We start from the raw sequence: 15,604 nt of genomic DNA, 5'->3' as shown, positions 1-15,604 counted from the left end.
TTTCTCTCGCCCGGCGCGCCGGTGGCGCGGGGCGCCTTGCGGTTGACCGTCGGGACGAAATCGTTACTGAACTCTTACCGGGCCCCAAGTTAGGCCATTTTTTCGTCACATGGAGAAAGAAACTCTTAAATGGTTAAGCCCGCCCCAGAGCCGCGCCCGGAGGGGGCGCCCGCCGCCGCCACCGTCTCGATGACCGGATTTGCCGCCGGACAGGGGAGCGGCGCGGGGCATGACTGGAGCTGGGATCTGCGCTCGGTCAACGGCAAAGGGTTCGACCTGCGGCTGCGGCTGCCCGATATCGAGGGGCTGGAGCCGGCGCTGCGCAAGGCGGTCGGCGAATGGGTCGCGCGGGGTAACGTCACGCTGAACCTGAAGCTCACGCAGGCCGTAGGCAGTGCCGCGATGCGGATCGAGCCGGAGGTGCTGAACGCTGCCCTTGCTGCCGTCGACAAGGTCGAGCGCGCCGCCGAACGCAAGGGCGTGGCGCTGGCGCCGCTCAAGCCGAGCGACCTGATGGCGATGCGCGGGGTGATCGACCACTCGGGCAGCACGATCGAGGATCCCGCCGCACTGCTGGCCGCCTTGATGGAGAGTTTTGCGCCCGTTCTGGAAAGCTTCGTCGCGATGCGCCGCGAGGAAGGCGCGCGGACGGGGGCGTTGCTGGCCTCCCGCATCGACGAGATCGCGGCGTTGACCGATGAAGCGGAAATCGCCGCCGCAGCGCGCGCTCCGAAAGCTGCAGAGACGCTGCGCGCGGCGCTCGCGCGGGTGATGGAAGCGACCGAGGCCGATCCCGACCGGGTCGCGCAGGAACTGGCGCTGATCGCGATCAAGGCGGATGTCACCGAAGAGATCGAACGGCTCCGCGTCCATGTCGAGGCCGCGCGCGCGCTTCTCGCCGAGACCGGGCCCGTGGGCCGCAAATTCGAATTTCTGGCGCAGGAATTCGTGCGCGAGGCCAATACGCTGTGCTCGAAATCGGGCGATGCGGAGTTGACGCGGATCGGTCTGGCGTTGAAATACGCGATCGACCAGCTGCGCGAGCAGATCCAGAACGTAGAGTGATACCAATGCCCGACACTGCCCGCCGCGGCCTTCTGATCATCCTGTCCTCGCCCTCGGGCGCTGGAAAATCCACGCTCGCCAAACGGCTGATGAGCTGGGATCCGACGCTGCGCTTCTCGGTCTCGGCCACGACGCGCGATCCGCGCACGGGCGAGACCGATGGTGTCGAGTATTTCTTCAAGACCCGCGCAGAGTTCGAAGCGATGGTGGTGCAGGGCGACATGCTGGAACATGCTGAGGTGTTCGGCAATTTCTACGGCACCCCGAAAGGCCCGGTGGAGGCGGCGATGGGCGAGGGGCGCGATACGCTCTTCGACGTCGACTGGCAGGGCGGTCAGCAGATCCGTAACTCCACGCTTGGCAAGGACGTGGTCTCGATCTTCATTCTGCCGCCTTCGATCGCGGCGCTGGAAGACCGTCTGCGCAGCCGCGCGCAGGACAGCGACGACGTGATCCGCAGCCGGATGGAGAAATCGCTCGCCGAGATCAGCCATTGGTCGGAATATGACTATGTTCTGGTCAATGACGACCTCGACCGCGCCGAGGAGATGCTGCGCACCATTCTGACTGCGGAGCGTAACCGCCGCGATCGTCAGGTCGGGCTCAGCGAATTCGTGCGAAAACTGAACAGGGAGTTCGACGCAAGATGATTTACGAACTGGACGGGATCGCCCCGCAAATCGCCGAAGACGCATGGGTCGCCGCCGACGCCAACGTGATCGGCAAGGTCGTGTTGGAAGCCGAAACCTCGGTTTGGTTCTGCGCGACCCTGCGCGGCGATAACGAGGAAATCCGGGTCGGACGCGGCTCGAACCTGCAGGAAAACGTGGTCTGCCATACCGATATGGGTTTTCCGCTGACCATCGGCGAAAATTGCACGATCGGCCACAAGGCGATGCTGCATGGATGCACGATCGGGGACGGCTCGCTGATCGGGATGGGGGCGACGGTTCTGAATGGGGCGAAGATCGGCAAGGGCTGCCTGATCGGCGCCGGCGCGCTGATCACCGAGGGCAAGGAAATTCCCGACGGCAGCCTCGTGATGGGCGCGCCGGGCAAGATCGTTCGCGAACTCGACGAGGGCGCGCGCAAGGCGCTTCTGGGCTCGGCCGCGCATTACCGCGAGAATGCGGCGCGTTTCGCCAAGGGGTTGAAAGCGATCGGCTAATTGTCGCGACGCTTGTCGACCGGCAAGGTGAATATATCGAAATCGAGCTGGGGATGCGCGGCGCGCACCTCCTGCCGGATGAAGTCGATATTCGGAAGCGGTGTGGAATAGGCTCGCAGCTTGCCGGTAAACCCGAACCGTTCGAGACGCTTTGCCAGATCGAGAATGTCGAACCGCGTGGTCAGCAGCGGCGCCAGCACCAGTTCGGGGCGCAGAGCCGCCATCTTTTTCGCGGTGATCTGGTCGTATTGCAGTACCTGAATCGCCTGGCCCGAAATCTCGTTGAGCGACGGGGGCAACTTTCCGCCCGGGTCTACAAGCAGAAGGTTGCTGCTCTCGGACGTTTTCACGCATTGAAAGAGAACAGCTTGTAGCGCAAGGCGGGAACTCGGGGTTCTTGGCATAATTCTTAATAACCTCATCGCCCCCGATGATGTATTCGACGGAACCCGACCGGGCTCCGCTAAATACACGCCTAGGTTTAACGCCTCGGTAGCCATTCTACAACCCATTGATTGCGAACCGCGAAGCGTGAGTTGCAATGCCGATGCAGGGTTGGATTTCATGTCTATGACAAGCCTTTACAGCTCGCCTCGCATCGCTCAAACCTTGCTCCGAACGAGATGGCAGGCGGGGAGGCGCGGCAATGAGCCAAGGGGCGATCGGACAGGTTCTCGACGCGCTGCCGAGCGCGGTTTTGCTGATCGGGCGCGACGAGCGGATCGCGCAGGGCAATCTCGCAGCCAGTCGGCTGTTCGGCACGCAGTTTCTCGGGCGCCCCTATGTGACGGTGTTGCGCCAGCCCGGCTTCGGGGCGGCGGTGAGCGCGGCGCTGCGCGGGGCGCGGCCCGATCCGGTTCGCCTGCGGCTGCATCCCACCGGTCAGGCCGAGACGATCACGCTGGTGCATTTCTCTCCGCTGCCGCCCGCGCCCGAAGGGCCGCTTGCGACGAATTCGGTTCTGGCAAGCTTCGAAGACATCACGGCTCTCGAATCTGCCGAAGCCATGCGGCGCGATTTCGTTGCAAATGTGAGCCACGAGTTGCGCACGCCGCTGACCGCTCTGATGGGCTTCATCGAGACGCTCCGCTCGAGCGCGCGCGACGATGCGGCGGCGCGCGACCGGTTCCTGTCGATCATGGAGCGCGAGGCGGCGCGGATGAACCGTCTGGTGGGCGATCTTCTCTCGCTCAGCCGTGTCGAGGGCGAAGAGCGGATGCGTCCCACTGGCAAGGTCGATCTGGCGCTGGTGCTCAAAGGGATCACGCAGACGCTCGAACCCGTGGCAGAAGCGGCGTCCGTCAAGCTGATCTGCGAGGGCGAAACCGGGGCCTTGCCCGTGCAGGGCGATCCCGATCAGCTGACGCAGGTCTTCTCGAACCTCGTGGAGAACGCGATCAAATATGGCGGGCAGGGCGGCGAGGTGCGGCTGCGGGTCTCGCTGATCCCGCATGAGCCGGTGTTGCGCGGCAAAGCCTATCGCGTCGATGTGATCGACCGCGGCGAGGGCATCGACGAACAGCACCTGCCGCGCCTGACCGAGCGCTTCTACCGCGTCGATACCCACCGCTCGCGCGAGAAGGGCGGAACGGGGCTGGGGCTCGCCATCGTCAAGCATATCGTGGCGCGCCACCGTGGCCGGTTCCGCGTCGACAGCAAGAAGGGCGAGGGCAGCTGCTTCACGGTGATCCTGCCTGCGGCCTGAGAGCGCGCCGGTACGGTTCGGTTTCGGCAGACGAGATGCGCTGACGTTCTGTCACTTCCGCGTCGCGCTCCCTTGAACCGGGACGCGCAAACCGATAGCTTTATGGCAACTTCAAATCGGAGGGCGTAATGATGACGCCCAAGCGTCCCCGGTCGGCGGGCGCGCTCCCGACAGCTGCATCGCCCGCGCGGGCGGTGAAACCGGCTCAGGTCGAGTCCCCCGCGACCAAATCCGCCAAGTCCGGCGAGGGGCTATATGCCGCTCTCGATCTTGGCACCAACAGTTGCCGGATGCTGATTGCCCGTCCCAAGGGTTCTCAGTTTCAGGTCGTGGACAGCTTCTCGAAAGCGGTCCAGCTGGGTCAGGGTCTCGAAACCTATGGCCGGTTGTCGCGCAGCTCGATGTCGCGCACCGTTCAGGCTTTGCAAATCTGTCGCCGCAAGATCGAAACGCACGGGGTCACCCGGATGCGTCTGGTGGCGACCGAAGCCTGCCGGCGCGCCAAGAATGCGCGCGACTTTATCCGTTATGTACGCCGCGAGACCGGCCTGCCGCTGGAGATCATCGCGCCCGAGGAAGAGGCGCGGCTGGCCGTGATCTCCTGCGCTTCGCTGGTGTCGCCCAATTCCGAGCAGGTTCTGGTGGTCGATATCGGCGGCGGCTCGACAGAGCTCGTCTGGATCGACCTCGAAGACGTGCCGCCCGGTGACAGGGCCCGCGCGATCATGCGCCTCTCGCAAGGGTTCAACCAGCCCGACGGGCCCGATCCGGCGGCACGCGTTGTCGATTGGATTTCGGTGCCGCTCGGGGTCGCGACGCTCAAGGATCAATTCGCCGATGTCGAAGACGATGCCGCACGCTTTGCGCTTATGAGCTGGTTCTTCGAGGAGAAGCTCGCGGACTTCACGCCCTACGCGGCGGGCAGCCCGCAGGACGGGTTCCAGATCATCGGTACCTCGGGCACCGTCACGACGGTCGCGGCCTGCCACCTCAACCTGAAGCGCTATGACCGCAACCGGGTGGACGGGCTGACCATGACCTCGGGCGAGATCGACGCTGTGATCCGCTCCTTCCTGCAACTCGGGCCCGCCGGGCGGCGCTCCGACCCGCGGATCGGGCGCGACCGACACACCTTGATCATGTCCGGCGCCGCAATTCTCCAGGCCCTTATGCGGGTCTGGCCCACCGACCAGATGTCCATTGCCGACCGTGGCCTGCGCGAGGGGCTCCTCTATGCGCAAATGGCCGGAGACGGCGTGTTAGAAGAGATTAAATGATGGCGAAGACACCCAGCGGCAAGAACACTTCGGGACGCGGGCAGCGCGACCTGCGCGTGCGCGTGAAGACGGCGAAGGGGCGCAAGCTGTCCTCGACCCTCTGGCTGGAGCGGCAGCTGAACGACCCTTACGTTCAGCGTGCCAAGAAAGAGGGCTATCGAGGTCGTGCCGCCTACAAAATCCTCGAGTTGGACGACAAGTATCGCTTCCTCGTGCCCGGCGCGCGCGTGGTCGATCTGGGTTGTGCGCCTGGCGGCTGGTGTCAGGTGGCGGTCAAGCGTGTGAACGCCTTGGGCGAGAAATCCGGCAAGAAGGTCGGCACCGTTCTGGGCGTCGATCTGCAGGAGGTCACACCGATCGCCGGGGCCGAAATCCACGTGCTCGATTTCCTCGAGGAAGGCGCCGACGACAAGGTCAAGGAATGGCTTGGCGGCTCTGCGGATGTGGTGATGTCGGATATGGCGGCCGCGTCCTCGGGGCACCAGAACACCGATCACCTGCGCATCATCACGCTGTGCGAAGCGGCGGCAGAGTTCGCCTTCGACGTGCTCGAAGAGGGCGGCACCTTTGTCGCCAAGGTTCTCGCAGGCGGCGCAGAGCAGGGATTGATGACGATCCTGAAGAAAAACTTCACCAAGGTCGCCAATGTGAAACCGCCAGCCTCGCGCTCGGACAGCTCGGAGAAATTCGTGGTGGCGCAAGGTTTTCGCGGGCGGCGGCACGAGGAGCCGTGAGCCTCGACTGTCTCAACCCCGAGACAGGTGCCTGCCCGCTCAGCGGGAATTTACGTTGTGAACGGTTCGAATCGGCCTAACCTGCGTGGGCTTTCATAGGCTGCGCAAGAGAGGGAGGCTTTCGCATGCCGTCACTGCATACGGGCGTTCCGCGCCAACATGCCGATATCGTGCGCGAAGTCGTCTCTTCGCCGAAATCCGCCACGCGGGCGGGGTTCGCGGCGAGCTGGCGCCGCTCGATGATCCATCACCGCATCGACCCCGAAACCGGTGGGCGCAACGAGCGCCTGACCCAAGCCGAGATGCGCGAACGGCGCGAGCGGGCGGAACTGATGATGCGGATCGCCTCGCCGGTGCTCGACCGTCTGTCGCGGGCGGCAGGCGATGCGGGCTGCACGGTCCTTCTATCCGACGCGGGCGGGCTCGTGCTGGACGAGCGTTTGCGCGACGCGGATAAGGATGATTTCCATTCCTCCAACCTCGCGCCCGGCTCGGACTGGTCCGAAGGGGTCGAGGGCACGAACGGCATCGGTACCTGCGTGGCCGAGGCGCGCCCCGTCACCGTCTGGCGCGATCAGCATTTCCGCACCCGCAACACGGTGCTGACCTGCATGGGCTCGCCCATTTTCGGCGCGCAGGGCGATCTGGCCGGCGTGATCGACGTCAGCTCCGCGCGCTCCGACATGACCGAGGGCTATGCGCGCCTCGTGGCGCTGACCGTGCAGGACGCAGCGCACCGGATCGAGGCGGACCTGTTCCGCGCCTCCTATGACGGCGCGCGCATCCTCTCGACCGGCTCGGGCGAGACCGGGGCGCAGGGCGTGATGCTGCTGGCGCTCGACCGCGACGATCTCGTCGTCGGCGCCACCCGCGCCGCCCGGCGGCACCTCGGGATCGAGGCCGGGCAGATCGGCCAGCTTCCGGCTTCCGATCTGCTGGAGCATGGCATCCGCAACGGTCTCGAAGAAGCGCAACGCGCCGAAATGGCCCGCGCACTGGCCCGCAACGGCGGCAACGTCTCGGCTGCCGCCCGCGATCTCGGCATCGGTCGGGCGACCTTCTACCGCAAGGCCAAGGCGCTCAACCTCGGCGTTTGAGTGGCGGTGAGGCGGGCAGGGGGCTGGCCGACCGATCACGGCGCTATTCTATCGCGTTTCCGGATCTCCGTTTCTTGCCTGGCACCCCGTGGGGCGCCTGTCTTGTCGTAACAGCTGCAAGGCGTCGTGCGCCCAATTAGCTGTGCAAAGTGCTTCACTCACATTTTCGCAACGGTTTCCCACATAGATCGTGTCCGGTGTCGATCGGCACGATCTGCGCCCCAGAGTTGTAAAGATCATACGAAAATCGCCGCCCGAACGTCCAAAACACGCCACAGTTCGATGATTCCTTGAGGCATGAAGACTTCGGAATCCTCCGACACGTATCGCTCCGATACCAGCGGCGTGCCTGAGGCAAAGCATAGGGCAGAGGCGAATGATGAGCAGAATGGTAATTGCAAGTGCGGTGCTAGCTCTTAGCATCCCGGTGCAGGGTGTGGCGGGCGAGGCTTACTTGGCGCAAGTGTCTGCGGGTCCGATGACCCTGACTGTGCCACAGCCGAAAATTGTACAGGCCCTTCCCGATGTGCAGCTGCAGATCGCAAATCTCCATTTGGAGCCAAGCATCACGAGTGTGGACCTGAGCGGCTTTCCGGTGGCGATTCCCCCGGCATCCGGTGCGCTCGCGGACGTGCAGAGCACGGGGACGTCCAATACCAGCATGCTCTATCAGGTAGGCGTCCAGGCGGGCTCGATTAAGCAGACCGGCAACTTCAACATGGCGTCGCTTGTGCAAAGCGGCACGAGGAACGGCGCATCCATTTATCAAACCGGTAACCGAGCCATGGCATCCGTCAGCCAGACCGGTAGCTATAATCGAGCTTTGGTTGTTCAACGCTAGGCGACGATCCGGCAGCCTGTGAGACGTCGAGCGGGCTGCCGCGCTAACGATGCGGCGGGGTGATGTGCACGGCACGAGCACGCCTCGACCTCCAATTTGGTTTCTTGTCAATTGACGGGCGTCCGGCAAGGTCGGCGCCTGGAGGCGTCTCACGCTCGCAGTCGGAGATCCTGCTGACAGGAGGCGCTGCCGTCAGATTTCGATTTCAAGTAATCGTCGAGCAAAGCTGCGCGCTCTCGAACTTTCCGGGCCGAACTTATTTCGAACACGTTGGTTGTGGGTGTTTGCGAAGCATGCGAAGCCTCAGTCGACTCGAATATTCTTATATGCGCGAAAAAGCATAGATTCGAAATTCAATTTTTGGTTGAAAACATATATTCTAATTAAATCTGAAATTGAAATATAGCTGGGGCGCTATTCGATAATTGACGACAATTCAATTGATTTGATGATTTTGTTTAGAATGTGGCGAGAAAATGGCACATTCTTTAACCATTGCTCTTGCGAGACTGAGATGCGGCGCGTTTACTACCTGACGTCGCGGTACGTTGTGGTTGGCGACATTGTTCTGATCACGATTTGACCAGTGGCAAATTTTAACTGAGTGGGGAAGATGATCATGAAACTTTTTGCAGTAACAGCAGCCGCGCTGCTCATCGCGGGTGGTGCGCATGCGCAAGACGCATACATCACGCAGCTTGGCGACAATCTGACCGGTCTTAACTATTCCGAATATAGCAACGGATCGAATGTGAGACAGGTCATTGCGCAACAGGGTGTTGGCTTCCGCGCAGCGAACCTGAGCCGTGGTAGCGACAACTCCGCTATGACCTACCAAATCGATCCCGGTTTTGACAATTCCACCCAAGAGGCTACCCATAACAGCACTCGCGATACAGGCTCGGGTGCCAAGATGAACTCGCTCATTATTCAGAGTGCGCGTGGCTACACCTTCGGTAACAACAAAGCTGTGACGGTTCAATTGGGTGGCGGCCTAAGGGCCCAGCACGTCAACTTCAGGGCGCAGACCATCCAGGAAGGGAACAACAACACTGGTGTGAACTGGCAGCAGAATACAGGCAACACCAACGGGATGGCGGGCAAGACCTACGGTTCGATCACGACGCCGACCTTCGGTATGTCGGTTGGTACGAGATCGCTGCCGTCGCCGGTTGCCCATGTGAGCTTCCCGTACGGCTCGAGCGCGTCCATCCCCGCCTCGAACTGAGTTGATTTGAAACTCTTTCCTACGCCCGCCCGAGTGTGTGCGGGCGTAGGGCTGCTGTCTTGAAAAAAGAGAGGTGGGGATCATGCCGCCGCGCTCGTCGCAGTGGCTGATGACGGCTGCATTCGTGATAGTCTGCAGTTCGTCCGCGGTCGCTCAAGAAGCTTACTTGCAGCAAATTGGCTCTCACAATGGCGCTGCGAACGTCGCCTTTGGCGCAAAACACATGCAGAGTGTTTTCCAAGCCGGTCAACGTAATGTCGGCGCGCAGATCTCATCTGGCAGCCGAAACAGTTCCGCACTTATTCAGGCGGGTGTCCAAAATTCGGCACTCACGGTGAACCAGGGTAGCCTGAACGCGGCGCTGGCGGTGCAGGTCGGCGGTCTGAATTCATCCTTTATCGGGATCAACGGCCATAGAAATACGGTCGGTCTTTACCAGCAAGGGGTCTGGAACCAGTCTTCGGTCACCGTCACCGGGAACGACACCGACGTATCCGTGTCACAATTCGGTGTCGGGAAGCGTCTAGCCCTTAACGTTTCTGACCAGATGGTTCGCTCTTCATCGTCGCCGACGACGAATTCGCGGTCGCCGACGGGACGCTTCAAGGTCGGTGTGATCCAGGGACGCTCATCCGCGCCGGCGAGTTACTCGATTGCGCGAGCGCCAGATGGCTCGATCGTCATAAATCCATGATCGAGTTTCATCTTGAGGTGTTTTTCGATCGTGACGCGAAAACAACACGACCCGCCAAGCTGCCGGTTCAAGCGATCGGCAATGGAATTCTTTGCGAAAATATGTCATTGCTGAAACAATTGGTTTTGACGTGACGCAAAATTTTGCTGTGAGGCACGCATGAATAAACTTTCGACAGCATTGGGGCTTTTCGCTCTCTCGATCACTCTCGCGGCTGGATCTGCGTCTGCGCAGGAACTCATCTTCAAGTTCAAGAACCCCGATTTCGGTGGGAATCCGAATTACGGCAGCTTTCTCTTCGGACTTGCCGATACCCAGAAGACCGCGACCATCACCGATTTGAACCAGAGTAGCGGAGGCGGCACGACGACCCCTGGGATCGGTGGAGGAGGTTCCACCGGTGGCAGTATCGGCGGTCCTACGATCATCATCCCCATCAATACGGGGACGCCGACGGCTCCGACCGCAGGAATTGGCTCTGGGACGACGACGAACCAATAAAAGAAAACTCCAGTGCGGCAGGCCCCCAACAGGGCGAGCAACTAAAAAGTGGAAGTTATGAAATCAGTATTACGTTTGGCGTTCGCCGTTGTCGCTGGCTTCACTTTGTCAGGCTGTGGGGCTAATTTTCCGCATCAAAGCGATATGATGTTCGCGGAAAAGCCAGTGCTCCAAGAAAACTCGAGCACGAAGATCAGCCTCGATTATCTTCCGCCCCCTGCGCGGCCGATCGATGTCGCTGTCTACGATTTCCCCGATCTCACTGGTCAGAACAAACCCAACAGTGATTTTGCCGATTTCTCTCGGGCCGTGACCCAAGGCGGCGCGGACATCCTCACCGATGTCCTCACTTCAGTAGGTAACGGAAAGTGGTTCAACGTCGTCGAACGCAACAATGTCGACGATCTTCTCAAGGAAAGAAGCATAATCGAGCAGACGCAGAAGGCTTATGGCGGCAAGGCTGCGCTGCCGCCTCTGCGCTTCGCCGGGATCATCATGGAAGGCTCGATCGTCGGTTACGATAGCAGCGTCCAGACCGGTGGATTTGGCGCTCGTTTTCTCGGGATCGGCGGAACCCACGAATATCGCAAGAACGTCGTCACGGTCGCGCTTCGGGCCGTCAGCGTCTCCACTGGGCGGGTCTTGACCTCGGTCACGACGACCAAGACGATATATTCCGTTCAATTGCAGGGCGATGTCTTCCGTTTCGTCGCGACAGACAAGATTCTCGAACTCGAGACCGGCGTCACGCGGAACGAGCCCAAGACCTTCGCGGTGCGGCGTGCCATGGAGCTTGCTGTGTATTCCCTGATCGTGAAGGGCGCCGAGACCGGGCAATGGAGCTTCGCGAGCCAAAGCGCAGGCAAGAAGGTCATTCAAGACTATAACGCGCAATATAAACTCGTGAAAACGGTCCCCGTAGCGACGATAAAAGTCGCCTCGTCGCAACCGTGAAATTCGGGTCGTAGCGCCGGTATCTGACACGGTCGGTCGGCGAGCGCCGACAGGGCTTCTGGTGCGCTGTCTGCTCTTCGCATGCACAAGATTCACCGCCACAACCTGTCGAAAACGTGGAGACGGAGCTAGCGATGCTCCCCTTCGGTCCTGAAAGTATTCCGGCGGTTCCGCGAGTGCGGGGCGGCGCCCCTCCTTCCTCTGAATGCTGCGCCTGCACCTGTCTCAGGTCTGATACAGATGACGTATTCCCCCAGCGCAGGCCGGCTATGCGTAGCGTGCGCGATTAGGCAAGCTGAGCCCCATGCTGCGCGGCCCTGTCGGTTGCGCTCTAAACTGGGAGGAAGACCAATGGCCAATGATATGACGCCCGAGTTCAAAGGCGTTTCCGTGTCGCCGTTCCGCGACCGCTACGACAACTTCATCGGCGGCAAGTTTGTGCCCCCGAAAAGCGGCAAGTATTTCGACAACATCACACCGATCACTGGCGGCAAGGTCTGCGAAGTCGCCCATTCGAACGAGGCGGATATCGAAGCCGCGCTTGATGCCGCCCATGCCGCGAAAGACGCATGGGGCAAGACCTCGGCCGCCGAACGCTCGAACGTCCTTCTCAAGATCGCCGACCGGATCGAGGAAAATCTCGACTTGATCGCCGCCGCCGAAACCTGGGATAACGGCAAGCCGATCCGCGAGACCACGGCCGCCGACATTCCGCTCGCCGTCGACCATTTCCGCTATTTCGCGGGCGTTCTGCGCAGCCAGGAGGGGACGATGTCGGAAATCGACGCCGACACCGTCGCCTATCACTTCCACGAGCCTCTGGGCGTCGTCGGGCAGATCATTCCGTGGAACTTCTCGGTTCTGATGGCGGCATGGAAGCTGGCGCCGGCGCTGGCGGCAGGCAACTGCGTGGTGCTGAAACCGGCCGAGCAGACTCCGGCAGCGATCATGGTCGTGGCTGAAGTCATCGCCGACCTGCTGCCCGATGGCGTCCTCAATATCGTCAACGGCTACGGCGCGGAAGTCGGCGCGGCGCTGGCGCGCTCCTCGCGCATCGCCAAGATCGCCTTCACCGGCTCCACCGCGACGGGCCGCAAGATCATGCAGGCCGCGACCGAGAATCTGATCCCGGTCACCTTGGAACTTGGCGGCAAGTCGCCCAACATCTTCTTCTCCGACGTGATGGCCGAGGATGATGCATTCCTCGACAAGGCGGTCGAAGGCTTCGTGCTGTTTGCCTTCAATCAGGGTGAAGTCTGCACCTGTCCGAGCCGCGCGCTCATTCAGGAGGACATTTACGAGAAGTTCATGGAGCGTTGCATTGCCCGCGTCGAAGCCATCAAGCAGGGCGACCCTCGCGTGATGGAGACGATGGTCGGCGCGCAAGCGAGCCAGGAGCAGCATGACAAGATCATGTCCTATCTGAGCATCGGTCGCGAAGAAGGGGCCGAGGTGCTCACCGGCGGTGACGCCGCGCGCTTCAACGGCGATCTGGCGAACGGCTTCTACATCCAGCCGACGATCCTGAAAGGCCACAACAAGATGCGGGTCTTCCAGGAGGAAATCTTCGGCCCCGTGGTGTCGGTCACGACCTTCAAGGACGAGGCAGAGGCGCTCGAGATCGCCAATGACACGATGTACGGCCTTGGCGCCGGCGTTTGGACCCGTGATGGCTCGCGTGCCTATCGCTTCGGTCGCGGGATCGAGGCGGGCCGCGTCTGGGTCAACAACTACCACGCCTATCCGGCCCACGCGGCCTTCGGCGGGTACAAGCAGTCGGGCATCGGTCGCGAGACCCACAAGATGATGCTCGATCACTACCAGCAGACCAAGAACATGCTGGTCAGCTACAACCCGAACAAGCTCGGGTTCTTCTGATAGGGTTTACCTCCCCGAAACCCGGGCCGCGCCTGCAAGGGCGCGGCCCATTTCTATGCGGCGCGGCGGGCCGCCGGTATCGCGTGAACGAGATGTTAGGAGAATCGTTCTAGTCCGGATCCGACTGACTTTGAGAAAGGGTCCGACATGTCCATTCGCCGGCAAATCCTGTTGTTGCCAATCGTGATCTCGCTCATCGCCTGCGCGCTGATGGCAGCGGGGATGTTCTGGGTCGGTGGCAAGCTCGAGGATGTCTCGCGCGTGCGCAATCTGAATGCGGCCGAGGAACGGATGCGTAGCGCGATCGAGGCCGCGAGTGTCGGTGCGCGCGACCGGGCGCTGCTGATCGCAGGATTGCCGCAGGTACAGGCAGCAATGGCTGCGCGCGACGATGCTGCGCTGGAAGCGATCTTCGCGCCGAACTGGCCGGTCTTGCGCGACGAGACCGGCGTGGCGCAGTTTCAGTTCCATCTGGCGCCTGCAACGTCGCTGATCCGTATCCACAAGCTGGAAAAACGCGGCGACGATCTGTCGGGGTTTCGCAAGACCGTGGTCACGGTGAACGAGACCGGCAAGCCGGTCGCGGCGCTGGAATCGGGCAAGGCGGGGATCGGCGCGCGGGGCGTCGCCCCGGTCTTCCACGAGGGCAAGCAGGTCGGTTCGGTCGAGATCGGCCTCAATATCGGACAAACCTTCTTCGACGCGCTCAAGGCCCAGACCGGCTCCGAGTATGAATATTTCGGTCTCCTCGGGGATGGGAAGCCAGAACGGCTCGCCTTCACCGTGGATGAGCGGAACCCGCTGAACGACGCGGATTTCGCGGCATTGCGCGCAGGCGAAACGGTCGACAAGTGGATCTCCCATGACGGGGCGGACTACGTGCTGCGCGCGACACCGGTGCGGGATTTCTCCGGCGACGTCGTCGGCGCCGCGACTGTGGAACTGAGCGCCGATGAGCTGGCGGCTCTGCGGCGAATGATCTGGCAGATTTCGCTCGGCTTGATTGCCGCGGCCTTCGTCGTTTCCGGGGTGATCGCCTGGATCGCGGGTGGACGGATCACGCGCCCGATCGGCGCATTGGCGCGGGCGACCGATGCGATTGCAAAAGGGGATACGCAGGTCAAGGTTTCGGGCGCCAAGCGGCGCGATGAGCTGGGCGAGATGGCACGGGCACTTCAGGTCTTCGCCGAGAATATCGAGCGGAACGCCGAAATGCAGGAGAGCCTGCGTCTCGAAGAGGAAAATGCCCGAAAGGCGGATCGCGCGCGTCAGGAAGAGGTCGCGCAGGCCGAGGAGGCTCGCCGTGCTGAGGCAGAGGCCGCGCAACGCGCGGAGCGCGAAGCCGAAGCCGTGGAACAGGCAGCCCTGCGCCAGCGCGAGGAAGAGTCGCGGCAAGCTCTCGCGGATCAGAAGACCATCGTGAATACGCTCGCTGCGGGGCTCGATGCGCTCGCGCGCGGCGATCTAGGTGCTTCGCTCGATCACGAACTGCCCGGCGAATATGAAAAACTCCGCCACGATTTCAACGCGGCCGTGGCCCAGCTTGCCGCTTCGCTGAGTCAGATCGACAGCGGGGCACGGCATATCGACGGCGAGGCCCGCGCAATCGCAAACTCCGCCGATGAACTCAGCGCCCAGACAGAGCGCAATGCCGCAACGCTCGAACAAACTGCGGCGGCCCTCAACGAGCTTACGGTCTCGGTCCAATCGGCAGCGGAAGGGGCGCAGTCGGCGCGCGATCTTGCCAGCGACGCGCGCGGACATGCCGAGAGCGGCTCCAACGTAGTGGATAGCGCGGTGGCCGCGATGGCGGAGATCGAGACCTCTGCAAAGGCGATTTCGCGGATCACTTCGGTGATCGACGATATTGCCTTCCAGACCAACCTGCTCGCGCTCAACGCCGGGGTCGAGGCCGCACGGGCGGGCGAGGCGGGCCGGGGCTTCGCGGTCGTCGCTTCGGAAGTGCGCGCGCTGGCGCAGCGCTCCTCCGAAGCCGCTAAGGAAATCTCAGAGCTGATCTCTTCCTCGGACCGGCAGGTGCAATCCGGCGTGAGTCTGGTCGGCCAGACCGGTGCGGCTCTAGCGCGGATCGTGGGCTCGGTGCGCGAAATCCATGACCGGGTCTCGGAAATCGCGGCTTCTTCGGGGGAACAGGCGAATGGTATCGCCGAAATCAACACTGCGGTGCACCAACTGGATCAGGCAACGCAGCGTGGGGCCGCGATGTTCGACCGCAGCGCCGCTGCCAGCCGCGCGATGCTGTCCGAGAGCGCGCAGCTGATCGCCGCCGTTTCGAGTTTCACCCTACCGCAACGCGATGGCACCGCGAGCGCTGCATGATGCGTCTGATCCATGGGCTCGTTCCAAAGACGCACATCGGTGTGACAAACGCGCGAGGGCGATTTCCCCGCCGCCTCGGCGCACGGATCGAGGCGGCGAGGTATCGTCGCCCTTGGCGTGAT

15 protein-coding genes are annotated in these 15,604 nt (G+C 62.1%); 14 read left to right on the top strand and 1 reads right to left on the bottom strand.

From position 1 onward, the window contains the following. The first annotated feature begins 129 nt into the window (after positions 1-129). From B6V73_RS01780 to B6V73_RS01770, 3 genes are read left to right on the top strand one after another with little or no spacing between them, the layout of a single operon-like run. Entirely contained in the window at positions 130-1,065 is a 936-nt protein-coding gene (locus tag B6V73_RS01780; protein WP_240504080.1) for a YicC/YloC family endoribonuclease, read from the top strand. Between the two features lie 5 nt (positions 1,066-1,070). Further along, the gene (gene gmk, locus B6V73_RS01775) at positions 1,071-1,715 is read left to right on the top strand and encodes a guanylate kinase (RefSeq protein ID WP_075774902.1); all 645 of its coding nucleotides are present in this window, start codon (positions 1,071-1,073) and stop codon (positions 1,713-1,715) included. Beyond that, positions 1,712-2,233 carry a gamma carbonic anhydrase family protein gene (locus tag B6V73_RS01770; protein WP_088718549.1) on the top strand — a complete coding sequence of 174 codons (522 nt, stop codon included), beginning with the start codon at positions 1,712-1,714 and terminating at the stop codon, positions 2,231-2,233. The genes gmk and B6V73_RS01770 overlap by 4 nt, the downstream gene beginning before the upstream one ends. On the opposite strand, the gene B6V73_RS01765 is transcribed toward B6V73_RS01770, so the two are convergent. Then, positions 2,230-2,532, bottom strand: a complete 303-nt coding sequence (locus B6V73_RS01765; protein WP_088718550.1) for a hypothetical protein — start codon at positions 2,530-2,532, stop codon at positions 2,230-2,232. The genes B6V73_RS01770 and B6V73_RS01765 overlap by 4 nt on opposite strands. 347 nt (positions 2,533-2,879) lie before the next feature. Between B6V73_RS01765 and B6V73_RS01760 the strand changes: the two genes are divergently transcribed. The 11 genes from B6V73_RS01760 to B6V73_RS01710 all read left to right on the top strand — a co-directional run bounded on the left by B6V73_RS01760 (position 2,880) and on the right by B6V73_RS01710 (position 15,482). Beyond that, complete coding sequence (locus B6V73_RS01760) at positions 2,880-3,938, top strand: ATP-binding protein (protein WP_088724353.1); 1,059 nt, start codon at positions 2,880-2,882, stop codon at positions 3,936-3,938. Positions 3,939-4,069: 131 nt separating this feature from the next. Beyond that, complete coding sequence (locus B6V73_RS01755; RefSeq protein WP_075775118.1) at positions 4,070-5,215, top strand: Ppx/GppA phosphatase family protein; 1,146 nt, start codon at positions 4,070-4,072, stop codon at positions 5,213-5,215. Next, positions 5,215-5,949 (top strand): RlmE family RNA methyltransferase, encoded by a 735-nt coding sequence (locus B6V73_RS01750; RefSeq protein ID WP_075775117.1) that lies wholly within the window; start codon positions 5,215-5,217, stop codon positions 5,947-5,949. Before B6V73_RS01755 ends, B6V73_RS01750 begins: the two co-directional genes overlap by 1 nt. A 125-nt stretch (positions 5,950-6,074) precedes the next feature. Beyond that, positions 6,075-7,046: a GAF domain-containing protein gene (locus B6V73_RS01745; RefSeq protein WP_075774898.1), complete on the top strand. Its 972-nt coding sequence runs from the start codon at positions 6,075-6,077 to the stop codon at positions 7,044-7,046. A 379-nt stretch (positions 7,047-7,425) separates the two neighbouring features. Further along, entirely contained in the window at positions 7,426-7,887 is a 462-nt protein-coding gene (locus B6V73_RS01740) for a hypothetical protein (RefSeq protein ID WP_168174847.1), read from the top strand. A 619-nt stretch (positions 7,888-8,506) separates the two neighbouring features. After that, positions 8,507-9,115 (top strand): hypothetical protein, encoded by a 609-nt coding sequence (locus tag B6V73_RS01735; protein ID WP_088724351.1) that lies wholly within the window; start codon positions 8,507-8,509, stop codon positions 9,113-9,115. A gap of 82 nt (positions 9,116-9,197) precedes the next feature. After that, entirely contained in the window at positions 9,198-9,809 is a 612-nt protein-coding gene (locus B6V73_RS01730; RefSeq protein ID WP_088724350.1) for a hypothetical protein, read from the top strand. Positions 9,810-9,968: 159 nt separating this feature from the next. After that, entirely contained in the window at positions 9,969-10,310 is a 342-nt protein-coding gene (locus B6V73_RS01725; RefSeq protein WP_088718555.1) for a curli assembly protein CsgF, read from the top strand. Positions 10,311-10,367: 57 nt separating this feature from the next. After that, entirely contained in the window at positions 10,368-11,264 is an 897-nt protein-coding gene (locus B6V73_RS01720) for a CsgG/HfaB family protein (RefSeq protein ID WP_088718556.1), read from the top strand. Between the two features lie 351 nt (positions 11,265-11,615). Continuing rightward, positions 11,616-13,142: an aldehyde dehydrogenase gene (gene adh / locus B6V73_RS01715; RefSeq protein WP_088718557.1), complete on the top strand. Its 1,527-nt coding sequence runs from the start codon at positions 11,616-11,618 to the stop codon at positions 13,140-13,142. Between the two features lie 147 nt (positions 13,143-13,289). Further along, positions 13,290-15,482 (top strand): methyl-accepting chemotaxis protein, encoded by a 2,193-nt coding sequence (locus B6V73_RS01710; protein WP_088724349.1) that lies wholly within the window; start codon positions 13,290-13,292, stop codon positions 15,480-15,482. Positions 15,483-15,604 lie beyond the last annotated feature (122 nt).

The sequence above is a fragment of the Thioclava sp. JM3 genome, assembly GCF_002213185.1.
In the GTDB taxonomy this organism is placed as follows: Bacteria; Pseudomonadota; Alphaproteobacteria; order Rhodobacterales; family Rhodobacteraceae; genus Thioclava; species Thioclava nitratireducens.
The sequence above is the reverse complement of the archived record's forward strand: the minus strand, read 5'-3'. Positions and strand labels throughout refer to the sequence as shown.